Raw genomic sequence first — 20,185 nt, 5'->3', positions numbered from 1 at the left:
GCGGCTCAGAAGCCGAACAGCAGGCCCAGCCCGCCGACGGTGAGCAGCGTCATCACCGTGACCAGCGGCAGCTGGTCCGACGCCCGCGCCCGCGGGGCCGACCGCAGCGCCCGCTCGTGGGCCAGCACCACACCCAGGACGTGGCCCAGGACGACGGCGCCGACCTGCACGTAGGCGATGGCGTCGGGCGGGATCGCGGTGAGGTCGACGACGTTGGCGGCGGTGCCGAACAGGTCGACGCCGTCGCGCCCGAGGGGGTTGCTGGCCAGGATCCAGGTCCGCTGGCCGTCGAGGAGCAGCAGGCTGGCGTAGTGCGCGACCGTGTACCCCAGCGCGATGGGCAGCACGGTGGCGGCGTACCGGCGTGGCTGCGGACCGGGCGGTCGACCGGCCATGCGGCCCGAGAGCCGGGTGCCGGCCAGGTAGAGGACGGCGACCAGCGCGACGACCGCCAGCAGCCCGAGCGTGCCGGAGAGCGCGTCGTCGGCCGCCCCCGGCCCGGTCTGCCAGGACTCGGTTCGCGAGAGGCCGTCGAAGCCGGTCGAGCCCAGCAGCACCACGACCACCGCGGCCAGCCCCGGCGTCTCCGGCACCGCGTTCGCGTTGCTCAGCGGGTCGCGCAGCACGAGCCGGCCGTCGTCGCGCCGTCCCCACGGGGAGAGCCGGGCGACCAGCGTGCTGTACACCTCGAAGCCGTCGCCGCGGGCGAACCAGTCCTCGCCGAAGACCGCGGCCAGCGCGAGGTGGGCGGCCGCCCAGCCGACGAGGAACCCGCCCACCACCGCCGGCTCGGCGCGCGTGGGCAGCACCAGCTCGAAGAACAGGAAGACCAGCAGCGATACCGCGGCCGGCCACAGCCCCAGCCGCGGCAGCAGCGCGACAGCGGGAGGCGGGGGCAGCACCCGGCGCAGCCCGGCGTGCAGCAGCCGCAGCGGGTTGGCCACCCGCCACACGGGTCCCAGCAGCAGGCTGGCCGGCACCAGGCCCACCCAGAACGTCACGTAGAGCGCCCAGGGGGCGAGGTTGCGGTCGGGGTCGGCGGGTCCGGCGAACGCCGCGACGGGAACGACGACGGCGAGCAGCAGGGCGACCGCCTGCGCCGCCCGGCGCACCGAGGTCGCGTCGGCCAGCCGCTGCACGCCGGCGGGCAGCGGCCGCCCGGACCCCGGGCCGCCCAGGTGCGGCCGCCGCCAGAACAGCAGCAGGACGGCGAAGCCGAACAGCACCACCGCGCCCGCGCCGTAGAGCGCCAGGCCGAGGGGGATCGGCAGGTCGGTGCGCGAGCCGACGCCGTGCGCGAGCGGGGTCACCCGACCTGGAGGGTGAGCAGCACGGTGCCGGCGCCGTGCAGCTCGGCCTCGAAGACCCCGGGGACGTCGGCGACGAAGGTCAGCGTGGCCGGCCTCCCGGGGGCGAGCGGCGCGGTGAGGTCGTAGCCGTGCAGGTGCACCTCGTCGGCGGCGTCCCCGGTGACCGTCAGCGTCACGGTCTCCCCCAGGGACACCGGCACGCGGCCGGTGTCGCCGCCGACCCGCCCCGCGGCGACGGTCACGTCGATGCGCTGCCCGGCGTCGTGCGTGGCCGGCGCGCTGCCGGCGGGCGGGCTGCCGGCGGGGGCGCCGCCCTCAACCTCCGGCGGCGCCGTCCCCGCACAGCCGGTGAGCAGGACGACGGCGACCGCGGCGCCGGCCGCGGCGCGGCGGGTCACCCGGGCCGCCCGGTGGTCCCGGGGCGCCCGCCGGCGTCCCCGGGCGGGTGGGACGGGCACGACGGTGGGCGTCCGGCCGTCGTGGCCGCGCAGCAGGGTCTTCCCGAGGCCGTGGGGAGGCACCTCCGTCCGGTGCTCGCCCTCGCCGGTGCGATCGAGCGACGGAACGACGAGTCGGTCGCCCGGCCGGGCGGTGATCAGCACCTCCGAAGGGTCGTCCAACGACGCAGCGAGGTCGAGCCGGATACCGATCCGCGCGCTCCGGAACCGGCCCCCACGACGGCGGGTCGGGTTCGCAGCCGCCGCGGTGCCGGAGGCGGTCGAGGGCTTGCTCAGTCGGCCCGCGGAGCCCCGGTGGTGCCGGTCGGCTCGTCGGCGGCGACGTCCTGCGCGAGCCGCTCCTCGCGGGCGTGCAGCCGGCGGTCGCGCACGACGGCGCCCAAGACCAGCCCGACGAGCAGCGCCGCGGGCACGACGAAGCCGAGGGTGCCGATGAGCCCGAGCCCGTCCATGGTCACGACGTCGACGGCTGCGCTGCGCACGGGCCCATGCCACTCGCGGGTCCGGCAGGCGTCAAGTGGGTCCGGTCAGGTGGTGGGCGCCTCTCCCCCGCTGCCCGCCGTCCCGCCGCTGTCGGGGGCCGACGGCTCGCCGAGGCCGGCCGGGGTGCCCGGCTGGGGCACGCTCGGCGAGTGCGCGGCGGTGTGCGGCTCCTCGCCGCCGACGGCCGCGGGCTCCTCGGAGCGGTCGAGCAGTGGGCGCAGCGCGGCGCCGACGATCCGCCGGAAAGCCCGCTTCGGCCGCCGCCGGTCGAGGACCGCCACCTCCAGTTGCTCGGCCGACAGCAGGCCGCCGGGGCCGCCGTTGCCGGCGCTGGTGGCGGGGCTGACCGCCGAGAGCGCCTGCACGCCGACCCGCAGCGCCTCGGCCAGGTCCATGCCGGGTAGGAAGTGCTCGCGCAGGTTGGCGCTGACGGCCTCGGCCTGGCCGCCCATGACGATGAAGTCCGGCTCGTCGACCACCGAGCCGTCGAAGGTCAGCCGGTACAGCTGGTCGGACTCGGTGGTGTCGCCCACCTCGGCCACGCAGAGCTCGACCTCGAACGGCTTGGTCTGCTGGGTGAAGATCTCGCCGAGGGTCTGCGCGTAGGCGTTCGCGATGACCCGGCCGGTGACGTCACGGCGGTTGTAGCTGTAGCCGCGGACGTCGGCCAGCCGCACGCCGGCCACCCGCAGGCTCTCGAACTCGCTGTAGCGGCCGACGGCGGCGAAGCCGATCCGGTCGTAGAGCTCACCGACCTTGTGCAGCGTGGAGCTGGGGTTCTCGGCGATGAACAGCACGCCGTCGGCGTAGGTGAGGACGGCGACGCTGCGGCCGCGGGAGATGCCCTTGCGGGCGTACTCCGAGCGGTCGCGCATAAGCTGCTCGGGCGAGGCGTAGTACGGCATGGTCATGGCGATCAGCCCTGCCCCTCGGCGGCGGCCCGCTCGTCGGTGATGGTCCTCGCGACGGCGGCGACCTCGTCGTCGGTCAGCCGCACGGCGCCCTCGGCGTCGACCCGGTAGACGATCGGGTACAGCCGGCGGACCGGGTCCGGGCCGCCGGTGGCCGAGTCGTCGTCGGCGGCGTCGTAGAGCGCCTCGACCAGGCTGCGCGTGGCGGCGTCGCCGTCCAGCTTGGGCCGCCAGGTCTTCTTCAGCGAGTTGCGGGCGAACAGCGAGCCGGAGCCGACGGCGGAGTAGCCGCGCTCCTCGTAGTTCCCGCCGGTGACGTCGTAGCTGAAGATCCGCCCGGGCGTGGTGCCGGGCGCGGCGTCGAGGTCGAAACCGGCGAACAGCGGGACGACGGCCAGGCCCTGCAGCGCGGCGCCGAGGTTGCCCCGGATCATCTGGGCCAGCCGGTTGGCCTTGCCGTCGAGGGAGAGCGTGAGCCCCTCGATCTTCTCGTAGTGCTCGAGCTCCACCTGGTACAGCCGGACCATCTCGATGGCGATGCCGGCCGCACCGGCGATGCCGATGACCGACCAGGCGTCGGCCGGGTAGACCTTCTCGATGTCCCGGCTGGAGATCAGGTTGCCCATGGTCGCCCGCCGGTCGCCGCCCATGAGGACGCCGCCGTCGTAGGTCACCGAGACGATGGTCGTGCCGTGCGGTGTGACGTCACCGACGGGCAGCTGCGGCACCGGGCGCCGGCCCGGGAGCAGGTCAGGGGCGGCCGCCGCGAGGAAGTCGGTGAACGAGGAACCCACCCGGTCCAGGTAGGCGGGTGAGAACCCGCTCCGGCCAGCCGAATACTCGCTCACCCATCCGCCTCTCTCGCCGCCGGGGACCAGCGGCCTCACTCGTCCGGCGCCTCGTCGAGGCCCCGCTGGGCCCTCAGGACGCCGTCACGACCCTACCGGCGGCTCCCCGGACGGGCTCCCGGTGCCAGGCCGGCCGACGGACGTCTCCTGGAGCCGGGCGAGGACCTGGCGCTCGCGGTGAGCGTCGACGTAGCAGGCGGCCGCGTGCAGCAGACCCGGGTCGTCCCGGAAGAGCCCCAGGCCGTGGTTGCACCGCTGACACAGCATCTGGCGCATCGCGCCGCTCGCATGATCGTGATCGAGGTGCTGCGCCGGATCGCCACAGATGGCACAGCGGCCGTCCTGGGCCGCTCGCCTCTCGGCCACCTGGCTCTTGCGCAGCTTGTCCGTGCGGTGGAAGTAGCCAGCCGAGTTGGCGGCCCGATCGCAGGCGCGGCAGCGTGAACCGAACCCCGACGCCGTCCTGGTGTTCCGCGTGTAGTCCTCGTGAGCGACTGGTTGCTCGCACGACGGACACCAGCGGAACCCCTCCGGGATCCACGAGTGGTCCCGGACCTCCTTGCCCAGCGAGCGGCGGTGCTCGCGGTTCCGTTCGCGGTTGCAGGCCAGGCAGTAGAAGGACAGGCCGTCACCGAGCGAGCGATTCCGACCGAAATCGGTGACGGACTTGACGACCCCGCACGACGGACAGCGCTTCTCGATGATCACCGCCGCTCACGGCGGCTACTCAATGTAATCACTCGCCTCCCTTCTGTACGTACGAGCGAACGAACTCCTCGGAATTCTCCTCGAGGACCTCGTCGATCTCGTCGAGGATGGAGTCGAGGTCCTCCGAGACCTCCTTGTGCCGCTCGGCGACTTCGGCGTCGACCGACGCCTCGACCTCCTCGGTCTCCTCCCGGCTGCGCGTCGAGCGCTGCTGACCGCCGCTGTCCCTCGTGGCCATGGGTCCCTCCCGTGCAGGTCGTGGCTGGTGCCTGCTGCAGAAGCTACCCGCGGGGTGCGACGTTCGGAGGTCGGGCGACCGGCGTGGTCACCCGCCGGTGATGGTGTCGACCAGCTCCTGCGCCGAGGACGTCGACTCGAACAGCTCGCCGACGTGATCGCGCGTGCCGCGCAGCGGCTCCATGGTCGGGATGCGCACCAGGTTCTCCCGGCCGAGGTCGAACACGACCGAGTCCCACGACGCGGCGGCGACCTGGGCCGGGTAGCGGCGCAGGCACTCGCCGCGGAAGAAGGCCCGGGTGTCCGCCGGCGGCCGCACCATCGCCCGGGTCACCTCGTCGTCGGTGAGCAGCCGCTGCATCGAGCCGCGCGACACCAGCCGGTGGTACAGCCCCTTCTCGGGCCGGACGTCGGAGTACTGCAGGTCGACCAGGTGCAGCCGCGAGTCGCCCCAGGACAGCCCGTCGCGGGAGCGGTAGCCCTCGAGCAGCCGCAGCTTCGCCGGCCAGTCGAGCCGGTCGGCGCAGCGCATCGGGTCGACCGCGAGGTCCTCGAGCACCTCGGCCCAGCGGCGCAGCACCTCGGCGGTCTGGCCGTCGTCCTCCCCGCGCCGGTCGACGTGCCGCTGCGCCATCTCCAGGTAAGCCTGCTGCACCTCCAGCGCCGTCATGCGGCGGCCGTCGCGCAGCCGCACCCGGTGGGTCAGCGTCGGGTCGTGGCTGATCGCCTGCAGCGCCGCCACCGGCTCCTCGATGGACAGCTCCTGGGTGAGGGTGCGCGCCTCGATCATGTCGAGCACCAGCGCCGTCGTCCCGACCTTGAGGTACGTCGAGAGCTCGGCGAGGTTCGCGTCGCCGATGATCACGTGCAGCCGGCGGTACTTGTCGGCGTCGGCGTGCGGCTCGTCGCGGGTGTTGATGATCGGCCGCTTGAGCGTGGTCTCCAGCCCCACCTCGACCTCGAAGAAGTCGGCGCGCTGGGAGAGCTGGAAGCCCTGCGTGCGGCTCTCGGTGCCGATGCCCACGCGCCCGGAGCCGGCCACCACCTGGCGGGTCACGAAGAACGGGATGAGCCCGCGGATGATGTCCAGGAACGGCGTCCGCCGGTCCATCAGGTAGTTCTCGTGGGCGCCGTAGGACGCGCCCTTGCCGTCGGTGTTGTTCTTGTAGAGCTGGATCGGCTGGGTGCCCGGGACGCGCGCGGCGCGGCGAGCGGCCTCGGCCATCACCTGCTCCCCCGCCTTGTCCCACAGGACGACGTCGCGCGGGTTGGTGACCTCCGGCGTCGAGTACTCCGGGTGTGCGTGGTCGACGTAGAGGCGGGCCCCGTTGGTGAGGATGACGTTGGCCATCCCCGAGTCCTCCTCCAGGTCGTTGTGGTCCAGCGCCTGGGCCGGGGACAGGTCGAAGCCCCGGGCGTCGCGCAACGGCGACTCCTCCTCGAAGTCCCACCGCGGCCGGCGCGGGGTCGGCGCCTCGGCCACCGCCCAGGCGTTGACGACCTGGCTCGACAGCGTCGTCGGGTTCGCCGTCGGCTGCCCGGGCACCGAGATGCCGTACTCGACCTCGGTGCCCATGACCCGCCGCACGCTCATACCGCCACCCTAGGCGTCCCCGGCGACACCGTCCGGGACCGGCGGTCGGCCGCCGCCGGGGCCTGCCACCAGCAGCGGGACCGGTCCCGGGACGGCGGACGGCCCGGCCCCGCGGTGCGGGAGCCGGGCCGTCGGGTGACGTGCTGGAGCGGCCCTGGTGCAGGGTCCCGCGCCGAGCGTACGAGGCGTAGGGGGCAGCAGGGTCCTTCTATTACAGGTACTGGCCGGTATTGGTCGCGGTGTCGATGGCGCGGCCGCTCTCCGTGCCCTTGCCGCTGATGAGCGTGCGGATGTAGACGATCCGCTCGCCCTTCTTGCCCGAGATCCGCGCCCAGTCGTCGGGGTTGGTGGTGTTGGGCAGGTCCTCGTTCTCCTTGAACTCGTCGACGCAGGCCTGCATCAGGTGGCCCACCCGCAGGCCGGCGGCGCCGGTCTCCAGCCGCTCCTTGATCGCCATCTTCTTGGCGCGGTCGACGATGTTCTGCAGCATCGCCCCGGAGTTGAAGTCCCGGAAGTACAGGACCTCCTTGTCACCGTTGGCGTAGGTCACCTCGAGGAAGCGGTTCTCCTCGCTCTCGGTGTACATCCGCTCGACGGTGCGCTGGATCATCCCGGCCACCGTGGCCTCGCGGCTGTTGCCGTGCTCGGCGAGGTCGTCGGGGTGCAGCGGCAGCGTCGTCGTCAGGTACTTGCTGAAGATGTCGCGGGCGGCCTCCGCGTCCGGCCGCTCGATCTTGATCTTCACGTCCAGGCGGCCGGGCCGCAGGATCGCCGGGTCGATCATGTCCTCGCGGTTGGAGGCGCCGATCACGATGACGTTCTCCAGCCCCTCCACGCCGTCGATCTCGCTGAGCAGCTGGGGCACGATCGTCGACTCGACGTCCGAGGAGACCCCGGAGCCGCGGGTGCGAAAGATCGAGTCCATCTCGTCGAAGAAGACGATGACCGGCGTCCCCTCGCCGGCCTTCTCGCGGGCCCGCTGGAACACCAGCCGGATGTGCCGCTCGGTCTCGCCGACGTACTTGTTGAGCAGCTCGGGGCCCTTGATGTTGAGGAAGTAGGACTTCGCCTGCCCCTCCCCCTTCACCGCGGAGACCTTCTTGGCCAGCGAGTTCGCGACCGCCTTGGCGATGAGCGTCTTGCCGCAGCCGGGCGGGCCGTAGAGCAGGATGCCCTTGGGCGGGCGCAGCTCGTACTCGCGGAACAGGTCGGCGTGCAGGAACGGCAGCTCGACGGCGTCGCGGATCTGCTCGATCTGCCGGGACAGCCCACCGATGTCGCCGTAGTCGATGTCGGGGACCTCCTCCAGCACGAGCTCCTCGACCTCGCTCTTGGGGATCCGCTCGTAGACGTAGCCCGAGCGGGTCTCCAGCAGCAGCGAGTCGCCGCTGCGCAGCGGCTGGTCGGCCAGGGACTCGGCGAGGTGCACGACGCGCTCCTCGTCGGTGTGCCCGATGACCAGCGCGCGGGGGGCCTCGCCCTCGACCGGCTCCAGCAGCTCCTTGAGCATGACGACGTCGCCGGCGCGCTCGAAGCCGCACGCCTCGACGACGTTCATCGCCTCGTTGAGCATGACCTCCTGGCCGTGCTTCAGCCCGTCGAGCTCCACCGCCGGGGAGACCGACACGCGCAGCTTGCGGCCGCCGGTGAAGACGTCGACCGTGCCGTCGTCGTGCCGGGTGAGGAAGACGCCGTAGCCCGACGGCGGCTGGCCGAGCCGGTCGACCTCCTCCTTGAGCGTGACCAGCTGGTCACGCGCGTCCCGCAGCGTGCCGGCGAGCTTGTCGTTGCGCTCGGACAGGAACGCCGCCCGCCCCTCCGCCTCCGCCAGCCGCTCCTCGAGCAGCCGCAGCTGGCGCGGGCTCTCCGCCACCTTGCGGCGCAGCAGGCCGATCTCCTCTTCCAGGTAGGAGATCTGGCTGAGCAGCGCCGTCACGTCACGCTCGCGCCGCGCTCTGAACTCGTCGGGACCATTGCCAAGACCGGGGCCCATCGCGCACCTCCGACACATCGGGAGAGCCAGGACGCAAATCTATACACGCGCGGCGACAGCGTGCCCGGGGCTCGCGGTGGGAGGACCCCGCTGCCCCCCGCCTCGCAGGCTCAGGCAGTGGGTCCCTGCAGCGGAACCGGACCGGGCCGTTCAGTGCTTCTGCGCCCGGCGCTGCCGCAGCGGGGCGACGACGCCCTCGGCCAGCCGCCGCGCGGTGACCAGGAAGGCGGTGTGCGCGACCATCCGGTGCTCGGGGCGGACGGCGAGGCCGACGGCGTGCCAGGGCCGCAGCAGGGACTCCCAGGCGTGCGGCTCGGTCCACACGCCCTGCGCGCGCAGCGCCTCGACGTAGGTCGACAGCTGGGTCGTCGTGGCCACGTAGCCCACCAGGACGCCGCCGGGGCGCAGCGCGGCCGCCACGGTGGGCAGCACCGCCCACGGCTCCAGCATGTCGAGCACCACGCGGTCCACGACCTCCTCGGCCGGGTGCTGGTCGAGGTCCCCGAGCCGCAGCGACCAGGTGACCGGGACCGCGCCGAAGAAGGCGCCCACGTTGGCGCGCGCGACGTCGGCGAAGTCCTCCCGGCGCTCGTAGCTGGTGACACGGCCGTGCTCGCCCACCGCGCGCAGCAGCGAGCAGCTCAGCGCCCCCGAGCCGGCGCCCGCCTCGAGCACCCGCATGCCGGGCCCGATGTCGCCGAAGCCGACGATCTGCGCGGCGTCCTTGGGGTAGATGACCTGCGCGCCCCGCGGCATGGAGAGCACGAAGTCGGCCAGCAGCGGCCGGAACGCCAGGTAGCCGGTGTTCGCCGTCGAGTGGACGACGGAGCCCTCGGGCGCGCCGATGAGGTCGTCGTGGGCGATCGCGCCGCGGTGGGTGTGGAAGAGCTTGCCGGGCTCCAGGACGACGGTGTGCAGCCGGCCCTTGGGGTCGGTCAGCTGCACCCGGTCGCCGGCGAGGAAGGCCCCCGCGACCGGCTCCCCGCGCGGCGCCTCGGGCGCGTCGTCGGTCGTCTCCGCGGTCTGCTGCTGCTCGTCCACGGGCGGCCAGCCTACGGAGGCCGCAGCCGCCGCCCACCCGCCGCCCGGCGCGCGCTCTCGGAAGTGTCGGTGCCCGCGCCTAGCCTCGGAGGGGTGACGACGATGGTGCAGACCGGGCAGCCCGCGGACGCGGCTGCCTCTTCCCCGGACGCCCCCGTCGCCGACACGGGGACGGTCGAGGGGCGGTCGCCGCGCCGCCCCTCGCTGTCCCCGAGCCGGGCGGCCGACTTCAAGACCTGTCCCCTGCTGTACCGGTTCCGCACGATCGACCGGCTGCCGGAGCGCAAGAGCCTGGCCGCGGTCCGCGGCACGCTGGTGCACGCGGTGCTCGAGCGGCTCTACGACCTGCCCGCCCGCCAGCGCACCCCCCAGGCGGCCCGCGAGCTGGTCGCCCCGGCGTGGGAGGAGCTGCGGGCCGACCCGGAGGTCGCCGAGCTGTTCGCGGAGGGCGGTGCCGCGGACGGCGACCCCGAGCCCCCGTCGCTGGAGGCGTGGCTGGCCTCGGCCGGCAAGTTGGTGGACACCTACTTCACTCTCGAGGACCCGTCGCGGATCGAGCCCGACGGCCGCGAGGAGCTGGTCGAGGTCACGCTGCCCGACGGCCTGCTGCTGCGCGGCTACGTCGACCGGCTGGACGTGGCACCGAACGGCGCCCTCCGGGTGGTCGACTACAAGACCGGGTCGGTGCCCCGCGAGGCGTTCGAGGGCAAGGCGCTGTTCCAGATGAAGTTCTACGCGCTGGTGCTGTGGCGCACCCGCGGCGTGGTGGCCAGCCAGCTCAAGCTGCTCTACCTCGGCAACGGCGACGCGCTGACCTACGCACCGGACGAGGCCGAGCTGGTCCGCTTCGAGCGCACGCTGCACGCGATCTGGGCGGCGATCGAGCGCGCCGTGGCGACCGGCGACTTCCGGCCCAACCGAACCCGGCTGTGCGACTGGTGCGACCACCAGGCGCTGTGCCCCGCGTTCGGGGGCACGCCTCCGCCGTTCCCCGCGGAAGCGGCGGCCGCCGCTGGGTGGACGACGCTGCCGGTCGTCGAGCGCGACTGAGAGAAGGGCCTCTCCCCCGGCACCCGCGAGCTCGCGGCGGGATCCTGCAGGGGGCCGACGGCCCTGTACGGAGTACGAGGCGCCGCGGGACCATCGCCCATGCGCGGATACCGGGCACCGCGGGCCTTCGACGGCGAACGGTTCCTCGACGGCGCGGCGCTGGTGCTCGTCGAGGACGGGGTCATCGTGGGGGTCGAGCCCGCCACCGCGGCCGCGCCGGAGGGCTGCCCGGTCACCGACGCCCCCGGCGGCACCCTGCTGCCCGGGCTGATCGACGCGCACGTCCACCTCTGCGGCGACGGCGGCCCGCGGGCGCTGGACCAGATCCCCGAGCTGGACCCGGCGGAGATCGACGCCGTCGTCACCGCCGCCGAGCAGGCGACGCTGCGGGCGGGCGTCACCGCCGTCCGGGACCTCGGCGACCACCACTGGACCGTCCTCGAGCGCGCCGGGCGCGACGGGGTCGGGCCGACCGTCGTCGCCGCCGGGCCGCCGATCACCTCACCGGGCGGGCACTGCTGGTCGATGGGCGGGGAGACCGCCGGGGTCGAGGCGCTGCGCCGGGCGGTGCGCGAGCGGGCCGAACGCGGCGCCGGCGTCGTCAAGGTCATGGCCAGCGGCGGCGTGCTGACCCCCGGGACCGACCTCACCGCATGCCAGTTCACCCTCGAGGAGCTGCGCACGGTGGTCGACGAGGCGCACCGGCTCGGCCTGCCGGTGACCGCGCACGCGCACGGCCTGCCCGCGGTCGAGCAGAGCGTCGCGGCCGGCGTCGACGGCATCGAGCACGGCAGCTGCCTGACCGGCTCTGGCGTCCACCTGCCCGCTGACCTGGCCGCCGCGCTGGCCGCCGATCGCATCGACGTCTGCCCCACCGTGGGGTTCCTGCCCGGCGTCGACCCGCCGCCGCACGTGCAGGCCCGGCTGGCGGCGGTCGGCGCCACCATCGAGGACCACCTGCCGCACGTGGCGGCCCTGCACCGGGCGGGCGTCAGCCTCCTGGCGGGCACCGACGGCGGGATCGGACCCCCCAAGCGGCACGGCCAAGTGGCGTACGCGGTGGCCGACCTGGCCGGCCCCTGCGGCGTGCCGCTCGCCGAGGCGCTCACCGCGGCCACGGCCCGGGCGGCCCGGGCGTGCGGCCTGGGCGACCGCACCGGGCGGCTGGCGGCCGGCTACGACGCCGACCTGTTGCTGGTCGACGGCGACGTGACCACCGACGTCACGGCCCTGCAGCGGCCACGCGTCGTCGTCTCGCGCGGCCGGGAGGTGCCGCGCTAGCCCCGGACGTCCACCGCGTCGCGGGCGGCGAGCACCTCGCGCAGGCCGGCCGGGTCCACCCCGACGAGCGTGTCGCGCAGCACCAGTCCGGGCGCCGGTGGGAGCGGCTGGAGGGACGGCACGCCGAGCACGGCCGCTCCTGCCGCCAGGCCGGCGGTCGAGCCGACCACCGAGTCCTCCACCACCACGCAGCCGGACGCCTCGACGCCCAGCTCGGCCATCGCCTGCAGGTAGGGCGCGGGGTCCGGCTTGCGGGCGGGGACCTCGTCGCCACAGACAGTGGTGTCGAACGGCGGGACGTCGGGGAACGCGCGGCCGATGGCAGCCAGCACGATGTCGGCCAGCCGGCGCGGCGTGGTGGTCACCAGCGCGGTCGGGACGGCGGCGTGCCGCAGCTCACTGAGCAGCTCCCGGGCACCGGGCCGCCAGCGGATCTCCCCCGCCAGCAGCTCCGCGGTGCGGTCCTCGACCCAGCGGGTGTCGGCCAGGAGCTGCTCCTCGCCGCGGTCCACCCCGATGTCGGCGTAGAGGATGCCGAGCGAGGTGCGCATGCTCGTGCCCACGGTCTGCTCCCGGGCGGCCTCCGAGAGCTCCCCGCCGAACTCGCGCGCCAGGGCGAACATCGCCTCGCCCCAGTACTGCTCGGTCTCGACGAGGGTGCCGTCCATGTCGAACAGCACTGCCTGCAGCCGCTCGGCGTTCGGTCCGCTGGTCTCCGGGGTGCCCATTGCGTCCACGGTACGGCGCGGTCGCGGGCCGGGCCCGTCCCCGCGCAGGCTCCCGACGTGACGGTCACCGCACCTGGCGACGTGCTGGAACGGCCTCCCGGCGGAGTCCCCGGGCCCGTCCCGGGTCCCGCCCCGAGCTCGCGAGGGCGTATGGCTCCGTCCGGAGGCTCGCCGCGAGCTGGCGAGCGGTGGGAGGGACGGGGTCCTTCTACGAGTGGTGGGGGGCGGGGAGGTCCTTCTATTCGTCGTCGGTGCGGTACCCGAGGTTCGGCGAGAGCCAGCGCTCGGCCTCCGCGAGCGTCCAGCCCTTGCGCCGCGCGTAGTCCTCGACCTGGTCTCGGCCCAGCCGCCCCAGCAGGAAGTAGCGCGACTTCGGGTGGGCGAAGTACAGGCCGCTGACCGCGGCGCCGGGCCACATGGCCATGCTCTCGGTGAGCGTGATGCCGGTGGTCGCCTCGACGTCGAGCAGCTCCCAGATGGTGCGCTTCTCGGTGTGCTCGGGGCAGGCCGGGTAGCCGGGCGCGGGGCGGATGCCGCGGTAGCGCTCGGCGATCAGCGCGTCGTTGTCGAGGTGCTCATCGGCGGCGTAGCCCCAGAACTCCCGGCGCACCCGCTCGTGCAGCCGCTCGGCGAACGCCTCCGCCAGCCGGTCGGCGAGCGCCTCCAGCAGGATCGCGCTGTAGTCGTCGTTCGCGGCCTTGAACGCGGCCACCCGCTCGGCCGAGCCGAGGCCCGCGGTGACGGCGAACGCGCCGACGTAGTCGCGCAACCCGCTCTCCCTGGGCGCCACGAAGTCCGCCAGCGACTTCCGGGGCGAGCCGTCGTGGCCCTCGGTCTGCTGGCGCAGCTGGTGCAGCGTCGTCCGGACGGCGGTGCGCGACTCGTCGGTGTAGACCTCGATGTCCTCGCCGTCCACCCGGTTGGCGGGGAAGAGCCCGAACACGCCCCTGGCCCGCAGCCAGCGCTCCTCGACGACCCGGTCGAGCATCTCCTGGGCGTCCGCGTACAGCCGCCGGGCGGCCTCGCCGGTCGCCGGGTTGTGCAGGATGTCGGGGAACCGGCCGCGCATCTCCCAGGCGCTGAAGAACGGCTGCCAGTCGATGTAGCCGCGCAGCTCCTCGAGCGGGTAGTCGTCGAGGACCCGCGTGAACTGCGTCACCGAGTGCCGGTGGTCGCAGGCCGGGCCGGCGCAGACGTCGCGGGCCTGCTGCAGCAGCATCCGCGGCCGCGGCGGGACGTAGGAGGACCAGTCCAGCGGCGGCGCGGCGGCGCGCGCGGCTGCCAGCGGCAGCAGCGTGCGGGTGTCCTGCCGGGCGGCGTGCCGCTCCCGCAGCCCCGCGTACTCCGCCTCGACGCCGGCCAGCAGGCTGGGCCGCTGCTCGTTGGACAGCAGCGCGGCCACGACCGGCACCGACCGGGACGCGTCCTTCACCCAGATGACCGGGCCGTGGTAGCGCGGGGCCACCTTGACCGCGGTATGCGCGCGCGAGGTGGTCGCCCCGCCGATGAGCAGCGGGATGTCGAAGCCCTGCCGCTCCATCTCGGCGGCCAGGTTGCTCATCTCGTCGAGGGACGGCGTGATCAGCCCGGACAGGCCGATGACGTCGGCGCCCTCGGCCTTGGCGGTGTCGAGCACCTGCTGCGCCGGCACCATGACGCCCAGGTCGACGACGTCGTAGTTGTTGCACTGCAGGACGACGCCGACGATGTTCTTGCCGATGTCGTGGACGTCGCCCTTCACGGTGGCCATGACGACCGTGCCGTTGCTGCGCTCGGCGTCGCCGGGCTGCTTCTCGGCCTCGATGTAGGGCACCAGGTGGGCGACGGCCTTCTTCATCACCCGGGCCGACTTGACCACCTGCGGCAGGAACATCTTGCCGGCGCCGAACAGGTCGCCGACGACGTTCATCCCGCCCATGAGCGGGCCCTCGATGACCTCGATCGGCCGGCCGCCGCGCGCGGCGATCTGCGCCCGCAGCTCCTCGGTGTCGGCCTCGACGAACCCGTCGATGCCCTTGACCAGGGCGTGCGTGATGCGCTCCTCGACCGGCAGCGACCGCCACTCCTCGGAGGCCACCTCTTTCACGGCGCCGTCCCCGGCGTACTCGCCGGCGACCTCCAGCAGCCGCTCGGTGGCGTCGGGGCGGCGGGCCAGGACGACGTCCTCGATGCGCTCGCGCAGCCGGGCGGGCACCTCGTCGTAGACCTCGAGGGCCCCGGCGTTGACGATGCCCATGTCCATGCCGGCGGCGATCGCGTGGTACAGGAACACCGCGTGGATGGCCTCGCGGACGGGGTTGTTGCCGCGGAAGGAGAACGACACGTTCGAGACGCCGCCGGAGACCAGCGCGCCGGGCAGGTGCTGCTTGATCCAGCGGGTGGCCTCGATGAAGTCCAGCCCGTAGCGGGCGTGCTCCTCGATGCCCGTGGCGACGGCGAAGACGTTGGGGTCGAAGATGACGTCCTCGGCCGGGAAGCCGACCTGGTCGACGAGGAGGTCGTAGGCCCGCCGGCAGATCTGCTGGCGGCGCTCCAGCGAGTCGGCCTGGCCCTGCTGGTCGAAGGCCATGACGACGACGGCGGCGCCGTGCTTGCGGCACAGCCGCGCGTGCCGGACGAACTCCTCCTCCCCCGCCTTGAGGGAGATGGAGTTGACGATCGACTTGCCCTGCACGCACTTGAGGCCGGCCTCGATGACCTCCCACTTGGAGGAGTCGACCATCACCGGCACGCGGCAGATGTCGGGCTCGGCGGCGACCAGCTTGAGGAACCGGTCCATGGCCGCGACGCCGTCGATCATCCCCTCGTCCATGTTGACGTCGATGACCTGCGCGCCGGCCTCCACCTGCTGCCGGGCGACGGCGAGCGCGGTCGGGTAGTCGCCCTCGCGGATCAGCCGGCGGAACCGGGCCGAGCCGGTGATGTTGGTGCGCTCGCCGACGTTGACGAACAGCGAGTCCGCGTCGACGGTCAGCGGCTCCAGGCCGGAGAGCCGCAGCGCCGGGCGCACCTGCGGGGGCGTCCGCGGGGGCCGGCCCTCGACGGTGGCGGCGATCGCGGCGACGTGCGCCGGCGTCGTCCCGCAGCAGCCGCCGACCATGTTGACGAAGCCGGACCCGGCGAACTCGGCGAGGACCGCCGCGGTCTCCTCCGGCGACTCGTCGTACTCGCCGAACGCGTTGGGCAGGCCGGCGTTCGGGTAGCAGGAGACGAAGGTGTCGGCCACGCGCGAGAGCTCGGCCAGGTAGGGCCGCATCTCCGCGGCGCCCAGCGCGCAGTTCAGCCCCACCAGCAGCGGGCGCACGTGCCGGATCGAGTGCCAGAAGGCCTGGGTGACCTGGCCGGACAGCGTCCGCCCGGAGGCGTCGGTGATCGTGCCGGAAACCATGACCGGCCAGCGCCGGCCGCGCTGCTCGAACAGCGTCTCCAGCGCGAAGATCGCCGCCTTGGCGTTGAGCGTGTCGAAGATCGTCTCGACGAGCAGGACGTCGACCCCGCCGTCGACCAGGCCGTCGGCCTGCTCCAGGTAGGCCTCGACCAGCTCGTCGAAGGTGACGTTGCGGGCGCCGGGGTCGTTGACGTCCGGCGAGATGGACGCCGTCCGGCTGGTCGGGCCGAGCGCCCCGGCGACGTAGCGCGGCCTCTCCGGCGTGCGGGCGGTCATCGCGTCGGCCTCGGCCCGGGCCAGCCGGGCCGACGCCACGTTGATCTCGTAGGCCAGCTCGGACATGCCGTAGTCGCGCAGCGAGATCGCCGTGGCGTTGAAGGTGTTGGTCTCGATCAGGTCCGCGCCGGCCTCGAGGTACTCGCGGTGGATGCCCGCGATGATCCGCGGCCGGGTGATGCTCAGCAGGTCGTTGTTGCCCTGCACGTCGGTGGGCCAGTCGGCGAACCGCTCGCCGCGGTAGCCGGCCTCGTCGGGCCGGTCGCGCTGGATCGCCGTCCCCATGGCCCCGTCGAGCACCAGGATCCGCTGCCCCATCACGGCCGTCAGTTCCGCGGTCGCGTCCGGGCGGAGGGCGGGCGACTCGATGCGGGACTGCACCGAGCCAGGGTAGCCGCCTCGGGGGGACCCCGGTCGCCCTCGCGGGGGACGCCGGTGGCGTCGAGCGGGTCGCGACCCGCGGCCGGGGAGCGCGATCGACGTAGGCTCCCAGGGGTGATCGACCCGAAGTCCACCCCTGAGGACCTGCCCCGGCTCGACGACCCGGTGGTGGTCGTCGCCTTCGAGGGCTGGAACGACGCCGGGGACGCCGCCACCGGGGCGCTGGAGCACCTCGAGCTCATCTGGGACGCCACCCCGCTCGCCGCGCTCGACCCCGAGGACTACTACGACTTCCAGGTCAACCGGCCCAGCGTCTCGCTCATCGGCGGGGTCAGCCGCCGGATCGAGTGGCCCACCACGCGCATCTCCGTCGCCCACCCGCCGGACGCCGGCCGCGACGTCGTCCTGATCCGCGGCATCGAGCCCAACATGCGGTGGCGCACCTTCTGCGAGGAGCTCATCGAGCTGTGCCAGGAGCTCGACGCCCACACCGTCGTCGGGCTCGGCGCCCTGCTGGCCGACACCCCGCACACCCGGCCCACCCCGGTGTTCGGCTCGGCCTACGACGCCGAGTCCGCCGAGAAATGGGGCCTGGGCGCCTCCACCTACGAGGGGCCCACCGGCATCCTCGGCGTCTTCCAGGACGCCTGCGTGCAGGCCGGGCTGCCGGCGATCAGCTTCTGGGCCTCCGTTCCGCACTACGTCTCTCAGCCGCCGTCCCCCCGGGCCACGGTCGCGCTGTTGCAGCGGGTCGAAGAGGTCCTGGAGATCACCGTCCCGCTGGGCGCGCTGCCCAAGCAGGCCGACGAGTGGGTGAGGACCGTCGACGAGATGGCCAACGAGGACGCCGAGGTCGTGGAGTACGTGCGCTCGCTCGAGGAGCGGGCCACCGAGAGCGACCTCTCCCAGGCCAACGGCGACGAGATCGCCCGCGAGTTCGAGAGGTATCTGCGCCGCCGGGGCTCGTCCCCCAACTGAAGGCTGCCACCCACGCTGCTGCGAGATCTGCACACTGGTCGCGTTCGGGGCCTCGATCGCAGCCTGTGTGCAGATCTCGCGCGGCAGCACAACGCGTGAGCAGAGCGCAAGTTGGGGATAACGGTCGTCCAGGGCGGACGACCGTGCCGCGTGTCGGGACGGCGGGGTTCAGCGGGTGCGGAGCAGCGGGCGCATCGCCGAGGTCGCGTCGGCGTCGAAGAGCCGGTCGTGCGTGGACAGCGCGTACCGGTCGGTCATCCCGGACACGTAGTCGACGACCTGGGTCACCGGGTCGGCGGAGGTGTCGCGGTAGGTCGCCGGGATGAGCCCGGGGTGGGCCAGGTGGTGGTCGACCAGCCGCCGGGTGACGTCGATGGCCAGCTGCTTCTGGCCGGCCGCGGTCTCCGAGGCGTACACCCGCTCGAACATGAAGGCCCGCAGCTCGTGCATGGCCTCCAGCGGCTCGGGCGCCATGACCACCGCTCCCCCGTCGGCCAGCGACCCCGCGACGACGGCGTCGATCATCGCGCCGACCATCCGGCTGCCCGGCTCGCCGAACACGGCACGCGCCCGGGCCGGCAGGCCGGCCACCTGCAGCACCCCCGCCCGGACGGCGTCCAGCGCGTCGTGGGACAGGTAGCCGATGCGGTCGGCGTAGCGGACGCACTCGGCCTCGCGGGTGGTCGGCGGCGGCGTGATCTTCCAGCTGTGCGCCCGGATGCCGTCGCGGACCTCCCAGGTGAGGTTGAGGTGCTCGAGCACCTCGACGATCCGCACCCCCTGGGCGGCGTGGTGCCAGCCGCCGGGGACGTAGGGCTCCAGCGCGTCCTCGCCGATGTGCCCGAACGGCGAGTGACCCAGGTCGTGGCCCAGCGCGATCGCCTCGGCGAGGTCCTCGTTGAGGCCGAGCGCGCGGGCCAGCGAGCGGGCGACCTGGGTGACCTGCAGCGTGTGCGTCAGCCGGGTGACGAAGTGGTCGCCGTCGGGGTTGAGGAAGACCTGCGTCTTGTGCTTGAGCCGGCGGAAGGCCTTGGCGTGCAGGATCCGGTCGCGGTCGCGCTCGAAGGCGGTGCGCAGGGGGTCCTCGGCCTCGGGGACGGCGCGGCCGCGGGTGGCCGTCGACCGGGTGGCGGCCGGCGCGAGGGTCGCCTCCTCGCGCTCCCGTGCCGCCCGGTCGACCAGGCGGAAGGACCCCCCGCCCATCAGCGCGACCGGGGCGCCGGGCCGTCCAGCGCGGGGTCCAGGGCGATGCCCAGCAGTGCGTCGACCGCGTCGGCGACGACCCGCGGGGCGCCGTCGTCGCGGTCGACGTCCGGCCCGGCAGCCAGCGTGCGCGCGGCCCAGTCGTCGACCAGCGCGATCGCCCCGGGGCTGTCAAGGTCGTCGCCGAGCCGCTCGCGCAGCCCGTGCAGCACCGGGGCGGCCGGGGCGCCGGCGTCCCGGGCCACGGCGCGCCGCCAGGTGTCCAGCCGCCGCTCGGCGGTGGCCAGCAGGTCCGGCGTCCAGGCGCGGTCGGTGCGGTAGTGACCGTCCAGCAGCGCCAGCCGGATCGCCATCGGGTCGACGCCCTCACCGCGCAGCTTGGAGACGAAGACCAGGTTGCCGCGGCTCTTGCTCATCTTCTCGCCGTCCAGGCCGATCATCGCCGCGTGCACGTAGGCCCGGGCGAAGGGCTTGGTCCCCGAGAGCGCCTCCGCGTGGACGGCGGAGAACTCGTGGTGCGGGAAGACCAGGTCGCTGCCGCCGCCCTGGACGTCGAAGCCCATGCCGATGGTCTCCAGCGCGATGGTGGCGCACTCGATGTGCCAGCCGGGGCGGCCGGCGGTGCCGCGGGGGCCGGGCCACGACGGCTCCCCCGGCCGCTGCCCCTGCCACAGCATCGGGTCCAGCCGGTTGCGCTTGCCCGGGCGGTCGGGGTCGCCGCCGCGCTCGGCGGAGTACCGCAGCATGGTCGCCTCGTCGTAGCCGGACTCGCTGCCGAAGCCCGGCGCCTGTGCGACGTCGTGGTAGACGTCGCCGGTGCCGTCGTCGAGCACGTACGCCAGCCCCTCGTCGAGCAGGGTCTCCACGTGGGCCACGATGTGCGGCACCGACTCCACCGCGCCGACGTAGTCGTCGGGCGGCAGCACCCGCAGCGCGGTCATGTCCTCGCGGAACAGCGCGGTCTCCCGCATGCCGAGTACGACCCAGTCCTCGCCGTCGCGCTCGGCCCGCTCGAGCAGCGGGTCGTCGATGTCGGTGACGTTCTGCACGTAGTGGACGGCGTGGCCGGCGTCCCGCCACACCCGGTTGACCAGGTCGAACGCCAGGTAGGTGGCGGCGTGGCCGAGGTGCGTGGCGTCGTAGGGGGTGATGCCGCAGACATACATCCGCGCCGTCGTGTCCGGGGAGGTGTCGACCACCTCCCCGCGCGCGGTGTCGTGCAGCTTGAGGACCGGACCGGTGCCCGGGAGGGTCGGGAGGAGCGGAGCGGGCCAGGCGAGCACGTACCGAGCCTAGAGGCGGCTATCCACGCGCCCG

Annotated in this window: 17 protein-coding genes; 3 read left to right on the top strand and 14 right to left on the bottom strand. The window is 73.8% G+C overall.

Annotation, left to right across the window (positions count from 1 at the left end; all coding sequences use genetic code 11):
• Positions 1-5 precede the first annotated feature (5 nt).
• From BLW63_RS16630 to BLW63_RS16585, 10 genes are all read right to left on the bottom strand, one after another.
• Positions 6-1,310: a hypothetical protein gene (locus BLW63_RS16630; RefSeq protein WP_091158631.1), complete on the bottom strand. Its 1,305-nt coding sequence runs from the start codon at positions 1,308-1,310 to the stop codon at positions 6-8.
• On the bottom strand, positions 1,307-1,912 hold the full coding sequence (locus tag BLW63_RS16625; protein WP_244522628.1) for a cupredoxin domain-containing protein: 606 nt from the start codon (positions 1,910-1,912) through the stop codon (positions 1,307-1,309). The genes BLW63_RS16630 and BLW63_RS16625 overlap by 4 nt, the downstream gene beginning before the upstream one ends.
• Before the next feature lie 128 nt (positions 1,913-2,040).
• The gene (locus BLW63_RS16620; protein WP_091158628.1) at positions 2,041-2,250 is read right to left on the bottom strand and encodes a hypothetical protein; all 210 of its coding nucleotides are present in this window, start codon (positions 2,248-2,250) and stop codon (positions 2,041-2,043) included.
• A gap of 45 nt (positions 2,251-2,295) precedes the next feature.
• Complete coding sequence (gene prcA, locus BLW63_RS16615) at positions 2,296-3,162, bottom strand: proteasome subunit alpha (protein ID WP_091158625.1); 867 nt, start codon at positions 3,160-3,162, stop codon at positions 2,296-2,298.
• Between the two features lie 5 nt (positions 3,163-3,167).
• A complete protein-coding gene (gene prcB, locus BLW63_RS16610; protein WP_091158622.1) occupies positions 3,168-4,010 on the bottom strand; it encodes a proteasome subunit beta in 843 nt (280 codons plus the stop codon).
• Between the two features lie 84 nt (positions 4,011-4,094).
• Complete coding sequence (locus tag BLW63_RS16605; RefSeq protein ID WP_091158619.1) at positions 4,095-4,718, bottom strand: endonuclease domain-containing protein; 624 nt, start codon at positions 4,716-4,718, stop codon at positions 4,095-4,097.
• Between the two features lie 28 nt (positions 4,719-4,746).
• The gene (locus BLW63_RS16600) at positions 4,747-4,956 is read right to left on the bottom strand and encodes a ubiquitin-like protein Pup (protein WP_091158616.1); all 210 of its coding nucleotides are present in this window, start codon (positions 4,954-4,956) and stop codon (positions 4,747-4,749) included.
• 87 nt (positions 4,957-5,043) lie between these two features.
• A complete protein-coding gene (dop, locus tag BLW63_RS16595) occupies positions 5,044-6,549 on the bottom strand; it encodes a depupylase/deamidase Dop (RefSeq protein WP_091158614.1) in 1,506 nt (501 codons plus the stop codon).
• A gap of 211 nt (positions 6,550-6,760) precedes the next feature.
• Positions 6,761-8,485, bottom strand: a complete 1,725-nt coding sequence (arc, locus tag BLW63_RS16590; RefSeq protein ID WP_244522627.1) for a proteasome ATPase — start codon at positions 8,483-8,485, stop codon at positions 6,761-6,763.
• 207 nt (positions 8,486-8,692) lie between these two features.
• Positions 8,693-9,583, bottom strand: a complete 891-nt coding sequence (locus BLW63_RS16585; protein ID WP_091158609.1) for a tRNA (adenine-N1)-methyltransferase — start codon at positions 9,581-9,583, stop codon at positions 8,693-8,695.
• Between the two features lie 102 nt (positions 9,584-9,685).
• Here BLW63_RS16585 and BLW63_RS16580 point away from each other — a divergent pair, with 102 nt between their 5' ends.
• Both BLW63_RS16580 and BLW63_RS16575 read left to right on the top strand, forming a co-directional pair.
• A complete protein-coding gene (locus BLW63_RS16580; protein WP_211517147.1) occupies positions 9,686-10,633 on the top strand; it encodes a RecB family exonuclease in 948 nt (315 codons plus the stop codon).
• A gap of 99 nt (positions 10,634-10,732) precedes the next feature.
• Positions 10,733-11,914: an amidohydrolase family protein gene (locus BLW63_RS16575; RefSeq protein ID WP_091158607.1), complete on the top strand. Its 1,182-nt coding sequence runs from the start codon at positions 10,733-10,735 to the stop codon at positions 11,912-11,914.
• Here the strand turns inward: BLW63_RS16575 and BLW63_RS16570 are convergent.
• Complete coding sequence (locus BLW63_RS16570; protein ID WP_091158604.1) at positions 11,911-12,642, bottom strand: HAD family hydrolase; 732 nt, start codon at positions 12,640-12,642, stop codon at positions 11,911-11,913. The two genes, BLW63_RS16575 and BLW63_RS16570, sit on opposite strands and share 4 nt — an antisense overlap.
• Before the next feature lie 238 nt (positions 12,643-12,880).
• Positions 12,881-16,687: a methionine synthase gene (gene metH, locus BLW63_RS16565; RefSeq protein WP_091158602.1), complete on the bottom strand. Its 3,807-nt coding sequence runs from the start codon at positions 16,685-16,687 to the stop codon at positions 12,881-12,883.
• Between the two features lie 114 nt (positions 16,688-16,801).
• Between metH and BLW63_RS16560 the strand changes: the two genes are divergently transcribed.
• Positions 16,802-17,665, top strand: a complete 864-nt coding sequence (locus BLW63_RS16560; RefSeq protein WP_091158600.1) for a PAC2 family protein — start codon at positions 16,802-16,804, stop codon at positions 17,663-17,665.
• Between the two features lie 168 nt (positions 17,666-17,833).
• Here the strand turns inward: BLW63_RS16560 and BLW63_RS16555 are convergent, their stop codons facing one another.
• Complete coding sequence (locus tag BLW63_RS16555; protein ID WP_091158597.1) at positions 17,834-18,868, bottom strand: HD domain-containing protein; 1,035 nt, start codon at positions 18,866-18,868, stop codon at positions 17,834-17,836.
• Positions 18,868-20,151, bottom strand: coding sequence for a cysteine--1-D-myo-inosityl 2-amino-2-deoxy-alpha-D-glucopyranoside ligase (gene mshC, locus BLW63_RS16550; RefSeq protein WP_091158595.1), 1,284 nt, complete (start codon positions 20,149-20,151; stop codon positions 18,868-18,870). Before mshC ends, BLW63_RS16555 begins: the two co-directional genes overlap by 1 nt.
• Between the last annotated feature and the right edge of the window lie 34 nt (positions 20,152-20,185).

It is taken from the genome of Geodermatophilus africanus, assembly GCF_900107105.1.
Lineage (GTDB): Bacteria > Actinomycetota > Actinomycetes > Mycobacteriales > Geodermatophilaceae > Geodermatophilus > Geodermatophilus africanus.
The sequence above is the reverse complement of the archived record's forward strand: the minus strand, read 5'-3'. Positions and strand labels throughout refer to the sequence as shown.

Bases quoted from the DNA above. Each gene is read 5' to 3' on its own strand.
- prcA (WP_091158625.1), bottom strand. From the start codon at position 3,162: ATGACCATGCCGTACTACGCCTCGCCCGAGCAGCTTATGCGCGACCGC.
- BLW63_RS16555 (WP_091158597.1), bottom strand. From the start codon at position 18,868: ATGGGCGGGGGGTCCTTCCGCCTGGTCGACCGGGCGGCACGGGAGCGC.
- BLW63_RS16575 (WP_091158607.1), top strand. From the start codon at position 10,733: ATGCGCGGATACCGGGCACCGCGGGCCTTCGACGGCGAACGGTTCCTC.
- dop (WP_091158614.1), bottom strand. From the start codon at position 6,549: ATGAGCGTGCGGCGGGTCATGGGCACCGAGGTCGAGTACGGCATCTCG.
- BLW63_RS16600 (WP_091158616.1), bottom strand. From the start codon at position 4,956: ATGGCCACGAGGGACAGCGGCGGTCAGCAGCGCTCGACGCGCAGCCGG.
- BLW63_RS16580 (WP_211517147.1), top strand. From the start codon at position 9,686: ATGGTGCAGACCGGGCAGCCCGCGGACGCGGCTGCCTCTTCCCCGGAC.
- BLW63_RS16570 (WP_091158604.1), bottom strand. From the start codon at position 12,642: ATGGGCACCCCGGAGACCAGCGGACCGAACGCCGAGCGGCTGCAGGCA.